Annotated in this window: 12 protein-coding genes and 4 pseudogenes; 8 read left to right on the top strand and 8 right to left on the bottom strand. The window is 63.5% G+C overall.

What is annotated here, in order from left to right:
• Positions 1 to 124 precede the first annotated feature (124 nt).
• The 5 genes from ACIBG0_RS40755 to ACIBG0_RS40735 all read left to right on the top strand — a co-directional run bounded on the left by ACIBG0_RS40755 (position 125) and on the right by ACIBG0_RS40735 (position 3,652).
• A complete protein-coding gene (locus tag ACIBG0_RS40755) occupies positions 125 to 1,093 on the top strand; it encodes an alpha/beta fold hydrolase (protein ID WP_397040732.1) in 969 nt (322 codons plus the stop codon).
• Between the two features lies 1 nt (position 1,094).
• Complete coding sequence (locus tag ACIBG0_RS40750; protein ID WP_397040730.1) at positions 1,095 to 1,385, top strand: hypothetical protein; 291 nt, start codon at positions 1,095 to 1,097, stop codon at positions 1,383 to 1,385.
• Complete coding sequence (locus ACIBG0_RS40745) at positions 1,378 to 2,226, top strand: hypothetical protein (RefSeq protein ID WP_397040728.1); 849 nt, start codon at positions 1,378 to 1,380, stop codon at positions 2,224 to 2,226. Before ACIBG0_RS40750 ends, ACIBG0_RS40745 begins: the two co-directional genes overlap by 8 nt.
• A complete protein-coding gene (locus tag ACIBG0_RS40740; RefSeq protein ID WP_397040726.1) occupies positions 2,223 to 2,573 on the top strand; it encodes a non-heme iron oxygenase ferredoxin subunit in 351 nt (116 codons plus the stop codon). Before ACIBG0_RS40745 ends, ACIBG0_RS40740 begins: the two co-directional genes overlap by 4 nt.
• A gap of 122 nt (positions 2,574 to 2,695) precedes the next feature.
• Positions 2,696 to 3,652, top strand: coding sequence for a Rieske 2Fe-2S domain-containing protein (locus tag ACIBG0_RS40735; protein WP_397040724.1), 957 nt, complete (start codon positions 2,696 to 2,698; stop codon positions 3,650 to 3,652).
• Between the two features lie 330 nt (positions 3,653 to 3,982).
• On the opposite strand, the pseudogene ACIBG0_RS40730 reads toward ACIBG0_RS40735, so the two are convergent.
• The 7 genes and pseudogenes from ACIBG0_RS40730 to ACIBG0_RS40700 all read right to left on the bottom strand — a co-directional run.
• Positions 3,983 to 4,261 (bottom strand): annotated as a pseudogene (locus ACIBG0_RS40730) (4-hydroxy-2-oxovalerate aldolase); the annotation flags it as partial.
• Positions 4,262 to 4,534: 273 nt separating this feature from the next.
• Positions 4,535 to 5,134, bottom strand: coding sequence for a hypothetical protein (locus ACIBG0_RS40725; protein WP_397040722.1), 600 nt, complete (start codon positions 5,132 to 5,134; stop codon positions 4,535 to 4,537).
• A gap of 197 nt (positions 5,135 to 5,331) precedes the next feature.
• Positions 5,332 to 5,937 carry a recombinase family protein gene (locus tag ACIBG0_RS40720; RefSeq protein ID WP_397040721.1) on the bottom strand — a complete coding sequence of 202 codons (606 nt, stop codon included), beginning with the start codon at positions 5,935 to 5,937 and terminating at the stop codon, positions 5,332 to 5,334.
• Positions 5,938 to 6,213: 276 nt separating this feature from the next.
• Positions 6,214 to 6,915, bottom strand: coding sequence for an SAM-dependent methyltransferase (locus ACIBG0_RS40715; protein ID WP_397040719.1), 702 nt, complete (start codon positions 6,913 to 6,915; stop codon positions 6,214 to 6,216).
• A gap of 255 nt (positions 6,916 to 7,170) precedes the next feature.
• Positions 7,171 to 7,740: a hypothetical protein gene (locus ACIBG0_RS40710; RefSeq protein WP_397040718.1), complete on the bottom strand. Its 570-nt coding sequence runs from the start codon at positions 7,738 to 7,740 to the stop codon at positions 7,171 to 7,173.
• Positions 7,741 to 7,784: 44 nt separating this feature from the next.
• Entirely contained in the window at positions 7,785 to 8,165 is a 381-nt protein-coding gene (locus tag ACIBG0_RS40705) for a DUF4189 domain-containing protein (RefSeq protein WP_397040716.1), read from the bottom strand.
• A gap of 601 nt (positions 8,166 to 8,766) precedes the next feature.
• Positions 8,767 to 8,928: pseudogene (locus tag ACIBG0_RS40700) on the bottom strand (IS3 family transposase); the annotation flags it as partial.
• Between ACIBG0_RS40700 and ACIBG0_RS40695 the strand changes: the two are divergent.
• Positions 8,900 to 9,127 (top strand): IS3 family transposase, encoded by a 228-nt coding sequence (locus ACIBG0_RS40695; protein WP_397040714.1) that lies wholly within the window; start codon positions 8,900 to 8,902, stop codon positions 9,125 to 9,127. The pseudogene ACIBG0_RS40700 and the gene ACIBG0_RS40695 overlap by 29 nt on opposite strands.
• An 89-nt stretch (positions 9,128 to 9,216) precedes the next feature.
• Positions 9,217 to 9,636, top strand: coding sequence for a hypothetical protein (locus ACIBG0_RS40690; RefSeq protein ID WP_397040712.1), 420 nt, complete (start codon positions 9,217 to 9,219; stop codon positions 9,634 to 9,636).
• A gap of 221 nt (positions 9,637 to 9,857) precedes the next feature.
• Here ACIBG0_RS40690 and ACIBG0_RS40685 read toward each other — a convergent pair.
• Positions 9,858 to 11,244 (bottom strand): annotated as a pseudogene (locus tag ACIBG0_RS40685) (IS1380 family transposase).
• A gap of 400 nt (positions 11,245 to 11,644) precedes the next feature.
• Here ACIBG0_RS40685 and ACIBG0_RS40680 point away from each other — a divergent pair.
• Positions 11,645 to 11,896 (top strand): annotated as a pseudogene (locus ACIBG0_RS40680) (IS1380 family transposase); the annotation flags it as partial.
• Positions 11,897 to 12,600: the final 704 nt, after the last annotated feature.

Genomic DNA, 12,600 nt, shown 5'->3' with positions numbered 1-12,600 from the left:
TTTCGCCCGACAGGCGCTGTGGGGCGGCGACCGCCTTCTCGGGCACCTGGGCCAGGCCGTGTCGCAAATGCCACCGGTCTGACGCCTGCCTGGCGGCGGGCAGAGCCCGGCGACGAGGCGGCGGATGCGTGATTCTGGAATCGATCCCGGCGCGGCGGCTGCTGTCGAATCCCTACTGACCGTCCTCGCACCTCTTGACTCCGGCGGCAACCAGTCCTATCAATCAATCGAATGCATGGAGGAGGTTGCGCGTATGCCGCACCGCGTTGCCGACCGGGACCTCACGCGAACGCGGGTCGTCGAGGCCGGCGGAATTCCGACCACGGTCCTGACCGCGGGCTCGGGCCGCCCCATCGTGCTGCTGCACGGCTCCGGCCCGGGGGTCTCGGCGCAGGCGAACTGGTCGCGCCTGATCCCGGAGCTCGCCCGCGACTTCCAGGTGATCGCACCCGATATCGCGGGCTTCGGCGCCTCGATCGGGCCTGCGAACACCACGTATGGGGTCAAGCTCTGGGTGCGGCAACTCGTCGAGTTGCTCGACGCGCTCGAGGTGGCCTCGGCCACCTTGCTGGGCAACAGTTTCGGCGGCGGCCTGTCCCTCGCCGCGACGCTGAAGCACCCGCAGCGGGTCGACGGGCTCGTTCTGCTCGGCACTCCGGTCGGCACCTTCGAGATGACCGAGGGCCTTCGATCCGGCTGGCACTACGAACCGGACGAAGCCGAGATGCGCCGGATCCTACGGATATTCGCACACGACCCCGCCCTGGTCACCGACGACATGGTCCGGGAGCGGTACGAGGCCAGTGCCTGTGCTGGCGCGCAGGACGCCTACCGGCGTCTCATCCCCGAGCCCGGCCCCGAAGGCACACCGGTCAAAGGCGTGCCGGAAGCGTCGCTGCGCACCATCACGCAGCCGACGCTCGTCCTGCACGGGAGAGAGGATCGCGTCATCCCGGTCGAGCTGGCATGGCGCGCCGCGCACCATATCCCCAACGCCGACCTGAAGGTGTTCTCGCGATGCGGCCACTGGGTGCAGTTGGAGCGGCGCGACGAATTCCTCTGCGAGGTACGCGATTTCCTGGGCAGGTTGTGAGATGAGCCGATCGGGAATGGACAAGGCGCTCTACGACATCGTCGCCGGCAAACAGGCGCGCGACAGCTTCGTCTCCGACACCTCCGGATTCCTCGACAGATACCGGCTCGACCCGGACGAGCACGCGGCCGTGGCCAGCATCGACCTCCCCGCGCTGCGGGACCACGCCGCGAATCCCATGTTGCTGTGGGGGCTGTGGATGACCTTCGGCGATCGGAGCCTGCCCGGCTATCTGGCCGAACTCCAATGCGGCCATACCCTCTCGATTCGGAAGGACCGTAAGAATGGCTGAGCTGGTAGGCGGCTTCCTCGTGCCGCACGACCCGATGGTCCTCACCGATCCGGAGGCGCCGGCCGAGGCGGTCCGTGAGCGGATCGCCGAGGCGTACGCCGAAGTGGCAAGGCGGGTCGCGGATCTCGCGGCCACCACGCTGATCATTATCGGCACCGACCATTACCTGCTCTTCGGCCCCGGCTGCCTGCCGCAGGCGCTGATCGGCAGCGGGGATGTCGACGGGCCGCTGGAACGTCTTCCGGGCATGCGCAAGCGGCGATTTCCGGACAACAAGGCGTTGGCGCGCCATCTGGTGAGTCACGGGCATCGCACCGGAATCGATTGGGCGGTAGCCGATTCGCTGACCGTTGACCATTCGGTCGCGATCCCGTACTTCCGGATCGACGCCGACGCAGAGCTCGCGGTGGTTCCGATCTATCTGGCCTGCGGCGTCGAGCCGCTGCTGCCGTTGCGGCGGGCCGCACAGATCGGGCAGAACCTGAAAGCGGCCGTGGAGAGCTGGGACGGCGAGGAGCGGGTGGTCGTCATCGGCAGCGGCGGGATCAGCCACTGGGTCGGCACCGGCGACATGGGCCGGGTGAACGAGAAATTCGATCGCATGATCCTGGATCTCGTGGCCGCAGGCGATGTGCAGACCCTGGTCTCGTTCAGCGATGAGTACATCCTGGAGAACGGCTGCAACGGTGGTCAGGAGATCCGAAACTTCGTCGCTGCCATGGCCGCGCTCGGCCCGTGCACCGGCAATGTCATCGCCTATGAGGCTGTGCCGGAATGGATTACCGGTCTCGGCTTCGCCGAGCTCGTCCCGAGCCGAGTCGTGGAACGGATCCCCTCATGACCACCAGTACCTCGGCGGCGTGCAATCTCGGGCCGGTCAGTGTGCTCGACGGCCGGGACATGATGCGTGTGACTCCGGAAGGCTGGCCGCCGCTGCTGATCTACCGCGTCGACGGCGAGATCTACGTGACCGCCGATACCTGCACCCACGCCACCGCCTCGCTGTCAGAGGGCGAGTTGGAAGGCCACACGATCGTCTGCCCGGTGCACTGGGGCGAATTCGATATCCGCACCGGTCGTGCGCTGTGTTTTCCGGCCACCCAGGCCTTGGCGGCTTTCGCGGTCTCGGTCGAAGACGCCCAGATTTACGTGCGCAGGACCAGGAGCGATGGAAGTGACGAACTATGAGTAAATCGGTATCGGCGGCGGTCGACCCGTACCTGTTGAACGCGGGCTGGTTGCCGCGCGACATCTTCTGGTCGGAGGAGATCTACTAGCTCGAGCTCGAGCGGATCTTCGCTCGCGCTTGGGTGTTCATCGCGCACGAAAGCCAGCTCCCGCAGGCCGGTTCGTTCCTCACCACCAGGGTCGGTGAGGACGAGGTGATCGTCGTCCGCAACCGCGACGGCCGGGTGGGGGCGTTCCTGAACAGCTGCCCGCACCGCGGCAACCGTGTCTGTTCGGCGGAGGTCGGGGTCGCGCGTGGATTCGTCTGCAACTACCACGGCTGGTCGTTCGGCCTGGACGGATCACTGCGCGGCATGCACGAATCGGGTTCCTACGACCGCGAACCCAGCTTCGATCGATCCCGGGTGGGATTGACCCCGGTGGCCCAGGTCGACAGCTACAAGGGCCTGCTCTTCGCGACCTTCGACCCGACCGCACCCCCGCTCACCGAATTCCTCGGCGATTTCACGTTCTATCTGGACGTCATGCTCGACAACGACTCCGGCGGAACGGAATTCGCCGGTGGCTGCATCTCCTCGATCCTGGGCTGCAATTGGAAGATCGCCGCCGAGAACTTCGCCGGTGACGCGCTGCACGCCGGATGGACGCACGCCTCGGGCGCCGAGGCGATGCTTGACGGGCCGGTGGCCACGCTCGGTGACGAGGTCAATGAGAGTTACCACGTCAATGTCAACGGTCACTGCTGGGAATTCAACCTCGACGGTGTTGGCAACGCGGCCACGCTCGGCGACAAACGCATCGTGAGCTACCTGCGCGAGCAGCGAGGTGCGTTCGAGGCCCGGCTCGGCCCGACCCGGGCGAAGATGGTGGGCTCGGTCAGCTCGGCCAATGTGTTCCCCAACTTTTCGTTCCTGCCCGGCCAGAACACGCACCTGGCAGCCGCTCGGCCCGCACAAGACCGAGCTGCGGACGTGGGTCCTGGTGAATCGCAATGCGCCGCAAGAGGTCAAGGACGCCTGGAAGAAGGGCGCGATGCTGACCTTCTCCCCGTCCGGTGTCTTCGAAATGGACGATGGTGAGAACTGGGAAGGGTCGACGCACAGCAATCGGGGATTCGTGACACGGCAGCAGCCGCTGCACTACGGACTCGGCCTGGAAAGCCGAGTCGATCACCCCGACCTACCCGGCAATGTCTACCGCGGGCAGATCAATGACGCCAACATGCAAATGGGCTTCGGAGTGCGGCTCGCCGCCTCGCCCCGCGCGATCCCGGATACCGGCCGCCCCTTCCTAAACGCCACGTTCAGGCGTGTAGCTGCTCCCCGCCGATCGGGATATGGATGGTAGCAGGCGCGGCCATGGGCATCTCCTTCGATGATGGGTCGTGACGGGAGATATCGAGCCGACCGCTAGTCTGCCGCGACTGCGTCCCGCTCCCGCAGCAGGTCCAGGGCGATATCGACGATCATGTCCTCCTGTCCGCCGACCAGACGGCGGCGGCCGACCTCGAGCAGCAGGGTGCGGGCGTCGATGCCGTACCGCTGCGCGGCGATCTCGGCGTGGCGCAGGAACGAGGAGTACACGCCCGCGTAGCCGAGGGTGAGGGTTTCTCGATCGACCTGGAATCTGACACTCCGAAGTCCTGCGGGATGCTTGGGTCGGGGAAGCACGATGTCTATCCCCCGGTCACCCACGTGAGCAGGTGTCACCGTGATGTCCGAACGCCACCTGCCGCGGCGTTGCGAACCATCGGACGAGCGCAGCTCCCACGGACTGCGTGACAGAGTCGTCGTCGAGCCACAAGTCGGGTGGCTGCTCCGCCCCGGAGGCACGCCTCGAAAATCCGTTGCGGGCTGGGCAGATCATCCTCTCGCCATAGCGCACGCGCACCGACCCGTAGGTGCCCCACTCGGGAAACGTGCGGGTTCGGCCGCAGATCCACCACATCCAACCGGCACAATTCATTCCGGCGTAGGCCGTGGGCATATGCCGTTTTGATCATCTGCGCGTCCCGCAGCGCTGCCAGCGTTCCCTTGCGGCCCGATCGAGCGATCCGTTCCACCCGGTCGTCGAAGGTAGTCGAACAGCTGCTGCAGCTCGCCGTAGGACAACGGCCGTCGGCCCGGCCGTCCCTCGTAGTCGGTCAGATGAGCGACGGAGTTCCACTCGTGGCAGACCTGCACTGGTACCTGCCCGAACCGGTCCCGGCACTGACGGACCCACTCGTAGCAGGTATCGGTGAGGTAGTCGCAGAACATCCGCAACGTGAGGTGGTAGCCGCGGATCGTGGATACCGCCAGCCACCCACCGGCCTCGGAGGTCAGCGACACCGTGAACTCCTCCACGTCTCCGGCAGTCCACGCCCACGGATACGAACCGGCGAACTCCACGAACCGGCGCACCAGCTGAATCCGCGGATCAATCGTGGTCTGTCCCAACATCCGCGCCGCCTGCTGCTTGGCCCAGCCCGCCAGCATGCCCTCGAACACCGCCGCAGGCTCGTCGAGATGCCGCACACCCTCGACCAGAACCAGCCCTGCGGACCCAGGAATCTTCGCCAAGAATCCACTCCCGACCGTCAACGGAAAGGTGACAATGTCGCCTCAAAGTGGCTGGGCCCTCGGCGAAGTCAAGGACCGCGAGGTCACTGGAAGCGTGTCACTGTCAAGCGGCCGAGCGTTCCGTCGGTGTGGCGGCGAGTTGTTCGAAGGCTTTTGATGGGTCGAAGGTTTGGCGAGTTTGCGGGCAGTGGCGAGAGCTAGCCGAGCGTCTTGTTAGACTCCTGGGCGAGGTCGACCAGGCTCGCGTCGTCGTGGGGGTCGTGGTATCGGCGGTGGATCGTTTTCCGTGCTGCCAGAGGCAGTTTCGGCTGTTTGCCCGTGAGGCGGCCCTTCGCGCGGGCCCTGGCCATGCCCTCGCGAGTGCGCAGGTGGTTCAGGTTGGCCTCAAATTCGGCGACCATGGCGAGGGTTTGCAGGAACAGCTTGCCGAACGGGTCGGCCCAGTCGTCGATCTGTCTGCCGAACCCGAACAGGACATCTCGTTCGCGCAGACTGGTCAGGATCTCGCCGGCCTCGGCCACATCGCGCGCGAACCGATCGAACTTCGTTGTGGTCAGCACAACCTGCCGGTCCGTGACCGCTGCGGCGGCGGAGGTGACTGCGGTGTACAGGCCGGTGCGGTTGCGGCGGGTGGTGCCGGAGAATCCCTTGTCGATGAAGATCCGTTCGCGTGGCACGCCAAGGGCGATCAGCTGGCCGGTTTGGATCTCGACCTCTTGTTCGTCGGTGGAGCCTCTTGTTCGTCGGTGGAGCAGCGCACGAATCCGACGCGGAAGGGCTCGATCACCGTACGATCGTTCCATATGAGGGGGCTCATCGGAACAGTTCTCGGAACACCTTTACGGAACAACCCGAGCGCGGTCTGTTGATGTTAGTCTTTGTCGCGTTCGGCAGCCTCCTCGACGCGGTCCGCGAATCCGCTTGTAGCGGTGAGGCTCTTATTCAAGCGGGTTTTGTGTGTCAGGAATCGGAGTTCTCGCGCCAGCGAGCCGATATCAGCGACAGCCCAATGGCGGGAAACTAGTTACCGCTGATCGTCGTCGTCCACCGGGGCTAGGTGATTCGGGCGGGTGTATGTTTCACGGTTTGCGAGCGACGCCGCCGTAGGCGGAGACCAGCTGGGAAGTACTCGCCGGGCGGGCCGTCCACTCGGCGATGGAGACGAAACCTGGATCGACGAGCTCGAAACCGTCGAAGGCCGCACGGATCTCATCCCGGACCCGCGGATAGTAAGGCATGCCACTGGCTCGGGCGTACTCTTCGCACAACGCGACATATGACTGGCTGTCCGTGGTGCCGTCCCACAGCGCCAGATAGCTGCTCGACGGCATCGCAGCCATGATGGTGCGCACAATGTGGAGCATATGGGTGGGGAGGGGAATATGCCCGAGGGTTCCCATAAACATCACCCCGATCGGTTCGGTAGTATCCAATGACGCGCCTACCTCGGAAATAATCCGTTCCGGTTTGCCGAGGTCCGAGGAAATGCAGGTCGTAGTTCGGTCATCGGTTGTAAGCAGTGCTTGCACATGATCGAGCACCAGAGGATCGTCGGAAGTATAGACAAGCTTCGCCTCCGGCGCGAAGGTCCGAACAATCTCGTAGGTACTCTGCACCTCAGGCCAGCGGGTTCCAACCATCAAGAATTGACGAATTCCGACCTCGCCTGCCATGAATCGCATGGTGCGCATGAGGAACAGGCGCGATTCCATCGAATATATCGTTACCTGTGTCATGCCGACGATTTCGGCATCGACATCCAAAGAGGGTTCGTGCTCCAAAACAGCTCAACTCCTTACCTGCGTGAAATGATGCACATAGCACCCGCCGTCTGGCAGGTTGTTTCCCCGACATGCTCCCGACCTCGATAGACGTGCACCGCAAACGCGAATCTGCGTCGTCAGAAATTCACCGGGAAACGTCATTCAGATCGGGCAAGTTCTTGGCACGCGGCCGAGAATCCGACCAACCTGGTCCTCCGATGCTCTGGACTTCGCCTGGCGATTCGTAATAGCCGCCCCAACACTGTGGCGGATTTACTGGCAGGCTGCCGAGTCGAGTTTCGCCTGCTTGACGATGCCGCAGGCATATTGGTGGTCAACCTTCCACTGGTCGCCGCTGGCGACGAACGGGACGCTGGCACCATTGACCGGAGTGCCGTTGATGGTGACGTCGGCATCGGCCTTCAGCTTGCCGTTGCTCGGATCCTCGACCCTGGTGATAGTGACTTTCACGCCGCTTTTCTGTGCGGCATCGGCCAGCTTGTCGACCAGTTCGGGGTCTCGGTCGGCGTCCTCGATCCAGGCGATCTTGTCCTTGCTCGGGACTGACTTGTCGAAAGCCTGGTTGAGCTTGTTGTTGAGTTCTTGTGCCGTGGGAGTGGGCAGATTCGGCGGTGTCGTGGCTGGCGCAGCTTTGCCGCCCTGGTCCTTTCCTGGGCTCTTGCTGCTGTCCTCGAAACCATTGCCCGACGCAGATACCGATGTAGCAGAGACACCGGACACAATCGTTGAATTTGTGTTGGATTTGCCACAAGCGGTCGACGATAGCGCTGCGGCGACGAGCGCAACTACGACCAGCACGGCACGGATCGAATGGATCTTCACGTGCGTATGTCCTTCCAAGTCTACAATTGATCGATCTGGCTGCATCACAGTGTGTAGCCGCTGGTGCAGTTCCAGTGTTCGATGGTCGCGGGCTCCGGGTTATTGGCCATGGCGCGAGACTTGGCGGCCGCTGGGCTTGCACCCGAACCGTAGCCATAGAAGTTACGGGACGTGGAAAGCGCACCGCAGCCGTTACGCCACGATATCTTCGAATCGCAGTCGGAGGCACCACCGTGAGTGATGCAGTTGGTTACCGCAGCAGCCTCAGCGGCAACGTAGCTGGGGTAGTCGTAAGACCAGCCGTAATAGCCGGTGGAAGGCGACACCGCTATAGCACCGTAATTATTTCTGCTTTGCGCTTGCGCTGGAGATGCGGTGCCGGTCAGCATGCACAACGCGAAGACCGCCAAGACAGTGGACGGCATGACCTTCCTGGACCATATTAGTCCCTGGCCGTTGAGCGTCTTCAAAATTACTCTCCCTGTCGATATCTCACAATTCGAACAAGCCGAATCGAGTTTCACGCTGCGCCGCAGACACATCGGATCTTCACCGGGCCGATATTCGGTCGGGGCGACACTGATGGATCGGCTTGGTGCACGTCGAGAACTCGCCACCCACATCACGACTTCTGCAAGGGAGGCAGCTCTTTCAAAGCCATAGATGACCGCAGGCATCACTGGGCCGTTCGGTCAAAGATTGAAGAAGTCACCACCTCGAAGGAGGGAGCGCCGGGGCCGCGGCCTTACCGTTGCACGGCCGTCGTCAGGACCTGAGTGCGTCCACACCCGCCGGTATCGCGAGGTCGACGCTGTCCACCACGCCAATCGCGGAAACACTTGCTGCCGCAATTTGAGAAATACCCACTATTAGAATCTCCTCAGCCCGGTTTGCATTGGCCAGGCGGATACCTGAGCACGGCGAGTGTAATCAGCCGAGCAGCCTCACGGCATCGGTAGCGCGTAGGTATTCGGTGCCGCAAGCCCGATAGGGTTCGATGTGAATCTCCCCGGTGAGTCCGGAGACCTACTGGTGTGACAGCTCAGTGGGTTGCTGGGCTGGATTTTGAGCGTAGTGGGCAGCCTCAATTTCTGCAGGTGGGATGTCGTCGCAGTGTTGGTAGAGGCGGCGGTGATTAAACCAGCCCACCCATTCGGCAGTGGCGAATTCCACGTTGTCGGCGCTGCGGCATTGCCTGTACAAGACAGAGGCCGTGGGACGGCATGGCCCATTCAAGACTCTCACCGAGGTCGAGTTCGCGCTCACGGAGTGGTGCGACTGGTACAACAACTCGCGTCTTCACCCACGGCTGGACTACTTGACCCCGGCCGAATACGAAGCCGCGTACTATTCTCAACAACCACCACGCCGACCGGCGCTGGTCTAAAACCGAAGCCGGTCTCTCACTCGTCGACGGTTCAGGGTGTAGTGGCCGCTAGCTGAATGCCAGTGAGTCAGGAAAGGCGGAAAGGCGACGTGACGTTGACAGTGACGGTACTCGCTGGCCGAGGACTCGACATCGTCAGGGTTGGCGAACACCGGGATGAACTGCGTACCCGCCTCGGGTCCTGCGAGTCCTTTCACCGGACCCTGGACGCCCCGTTGAGCGATCATTTCGAGAGCCAAGGCCTTCTGCTGACTTATGACAGCTGCGGACGGCTGGAGTTGATCGAGGCGGTGCCGCGCGCCGAGGTCTGGATCGAGGAGGTGTTATTGCTCGAAAGGAGCTGTCCGGAAGTGATCGCCGACCTCGACGACCTAGGAATCACAGGCGTCGAACACGACGCGATCCTGGAATTCCGGGCCCACGGATTCTCCCTTTACGCCACCAACCTGCATGACGACGACTCCGAATTGGAATCTGTCGGAGTCTTCACTCCCGACTACTGCACCTAATCAGCACCCCGCAGCGATACCCACTCCAGGTTTCATTCACTTGTCGTTAGCCTCGATTTTTCGTCGGGCCTGCGGCCCGGCGTGTTCGGGTTCGGATTGGTGTTTTCAGATGATATTGGGGCTGCTGGGTGTGGTTGATCGGCCCGTGTCAGCGGGTTGGCTGCCGGGTTCCACGGCCCGGTGGTGGTCCTTTCGGTGGTTGTGAGGGCGGTTGGTGCTGGTCAGGTCGCTGCCAGGCGGGTGGCGGCGGTGACGGTGAGGCTGGTCCATGGGGTGTGGGCTGAGAAGCGCAGGTGGACGCGGCGGGCGTGACGGGCCAGGCGGGCGGGGAGCGAGAACAGCCGCAGCCGTAGGGTTTTCGGTTCCCAGCGGCGTGCGTCGTGGTCGTGCAGGGCGAGGGTCTGCATCCAGGCGGTCAGGTCGAGTGCGAGTGCGACGAGCGCGAGCCAGATGCGGTTGGCGTCGAAGCTGTGGAACGGCAGGTTCCGCAGGCTCGTGTCCTTGGCGGCGCGGATGCGGTCCTCGCAGCGGGCTCGCTGGCGGTGGCGCAGTTCCAGATTCGGGAGCTGGCCGCGGCTGGTGTTGGTGACGAACGCGGTCAACCGCAGCCCGTCGCGGTCGGTGAACCGCAGTTGCGCGCCGGGATGTGGGCGTTCTTTCCGGACGATCAAGCGCATCCCGGGCGGCCATCCGGTCAACTCGGCGATGCCGGTGGCCTCTACGACCCAGGCGCCGTCGCGGACCTCGCCGTCGGTGTCGTAGGCCGGGGTCCAGTCGCCGGGCGACAGGTGGGTGTCGAGGGCGTCGACGATGTCGTCGGTGAGGGTGAATCCGATCGAGTACTGCACCCGGCGGCGGTGGCAGTAGTCGAGGAAGTCATGGGTGCCGCCACCGGAATCGTTGCGCACCAGCACCTTTCGCCCGATCCGCCACGACACCGCCCACGGCAGCTGGAGCAGGGCTTCGTGCAGGACTTGCTTGTGGTCGGCGGCGGTGTTGGAGCCGGCGTTGCCCGGCCGCAGCATTGGTGCGGCCGCCTCGCCGGTGCCGATCCGACCATGGTCGATGAACGACCACAGCGAATGGAAACCGAAGCCGCGTTTGAATGTCGGTGCGGCGTTCTCCTTTTCCGAGTGCGCGTCGGTCAGCGTGGCGTCGAGATCGATGATCAATGGATTATCGATGCTGATGCCGTGATCGGGGGCGTTCGACCTGGCCAGCTTCCACGCCTGCGCCCGCGCGTCCACGCGCGCGGAAGCTATGGCGGACAACACTTTTGGTGCGTCGGCGGCCAGTGCGGTGATCGTCCGCGACACGGTCGGATCCGAGGCCACCAGCCCGAACACGCCCGGGGCGGCCCGCAACAGCGCCAGATCCGCCGCGCAGTCACCACCGACCGCGAGACAGACCGCCAAATTCAGCACGATCTTGCCCGGGTCGTGGATAGCCATCGGCTTGCGCCACGGCCCCAACCGTTCCGACAAACCCCGGATCAACCCCGGTTTTCTCGGCAGTACATAGCAGCAGCGACGCAGCCGCTTGCGGCACCACACCCGAACCATCACCGTCAACCACCAGCCGCGGATACGGGGAGATAGACTCACTCACCAGAAAGGTGCTCCAAAACCTCGATCAATTCAACCTTCGCAAGTCGAATTATCGCAGGTCAGAGCACCTTTCGCCATTCCTGGCCCACGCGAGGCGCCATTACCATGATTGGCCGAGGTTAGGGACACTGCCAAGGTCACGCTCTTCGAGAGCCGGCATCCGACCGCGCTGGCCACCCCGAGACCGCAGGAATACGACATGAGACAACACCCACCCTCTTAGCCTCGATCCACCGACGGGCTTATGCCCGTTAGTGTGTTGTGAATGAGAAAAATGCCCTTCGAGCTGGGATGATCGCTATTGTCTAGGGAGTGATCGGTCCCGTTTCGGAAGGGCACTTCGGGTGCAAGTTCCGCACAGGTTCGCCGCAGAGTCAGCGGTGTTCGATGATTAGAATCTCGTGTCGCTGGCCGGTCTGGTGCCGGTGATGCGGCTGGCCGAGCAGGCCGGGCTGGGTGAGCTGCTGGCTCAGGAGGTGGCGATCGCTGAGCCGCGGATCAGGTCCGGGTCGACGAATCCGGGCCCGAAGCTGGCCACGTTGATTGCGGGGATGTGCGCGGGCGCGGACAGTATTGACGATGTCGATGTGCTGCGCAGCGGCGGCATGAGCAGAGTGTTCGAGCGAGTGTATGCGCCGTCGACGATCGGAACCCGGCCAGCCGCGCGCCGCAGGCGCGCGGACCACCGAGAAACCGCATCCGTGGATCGAGGCTTAGAGGTCGCGCAAATTGGGTTCCGAGTCGACCCGGGATGTGGTGCAGGCACTTCCAAGCCGCTTCATCGAGCCTGCCCGCCTGACCGATCCACTGAAATTCGTTGGCGCTTCTTCGTTGAGCCGGCGATGATCGGTGGGTGGATTTTCCCTGACCGGGTCCCCGATGACGGGCCACCCTGATCCGGCAGCAGACAGCGGTGCCGGAATTCCGGCTCAAGTAGTGTCCGGACGATCCAGGCGGTGGAATCCGCACCCATCCTTTTCTACCGGGTCCGAGCTGTTGATCGTAGGGAGCTTGCTCGGGTAACTGGGCAGTGGGATTCTGGCGTCGATTCAGGATGAATTCGAGCGGTCACGGATGTGCATTGCGGGTGCTCGGTCCAGACGAACTGGATGACGTGCCGCGACTTTGCGCGTGTTGGCCGCACCCGGGGCACTGCAGCGATGTGATTCGACCAGTTCTTCGATCTCCAGCGGCGACGGTGCGGCGAGATACCTTTCACCCCAGAGGTTTTTGATGATGCGCCAGTACCTGATTGTTGGTGCGTTGTCAACGGACATCGGGACATCCGGGCGGATGGATTCGGCGGGTCCGGCTGGGCGGACAGCAGATCTCCGGGCTGATGGACATCAGTTCTCCG

Origin of the sequence: Nocardia sp. NPDC050630, assembly GCF_044457245.1 — a bacterium.
Lineage (GTDB): Bacteria > Actinomycetota > Actinomycetes > Mycobacteriales > Mycobacteriaceae > Nocardia.
Note: the sequence above shows the minus strand (reverse complement) of the source record. Positions and strands in the feature narration are given on the sequence as shown.

What these genes read in the sequence shown, in the direction of transcription:
- ACIBG0_RS40755 (WP_397040732.1), top strand. Translation starts at nt 125, where the DNA reads ATGCGTGATTCTGGAATCGATCCCGGCGCGGCGGCTGCTGTCGAATCC.
- ACIBG0_RS40750 (WP_397040730.1), top strand. Translation starts at nt 1,095, where the DNA reads ATGAGCCGATCGGGAATGGACAAGGCGCTCTACGACATCGTCGCCGGC.
- ACIBG0_RS40745 (WP_397040728.1), top strand. Translation starts at nt 1,378, where the DNA reads ATGGCTGAGCTGGTAGGCGGCTTCCTCGTGCCGCACGACCCGATGGTC.
- ACIBG0_RS40740 (WP_397040726.1), top strand. Translation starts at nt 2,223, where the DNA reads ATGACCACCAGTACCTCGGCGGCGTGCAATCTCGGGCCGGTCAGTGTG.
- ACIBG0_RS40720 (WP_397040721.1), bottom strand. Translation starts at nt 5,937, where the DNA reads ATGGAACGATCGTACGGTGATCGAGCCCTTCCGCGTCGGATTCGTGCG.
- ACIBG0_RS40705 (WP_397040716.1), bottom strand. Translation starts at nt 8,165, where the DNA reads ATGCCGTCCACTGTCTTGGCGGTCTTCGCGTTGTGCATGCTGACCGGC.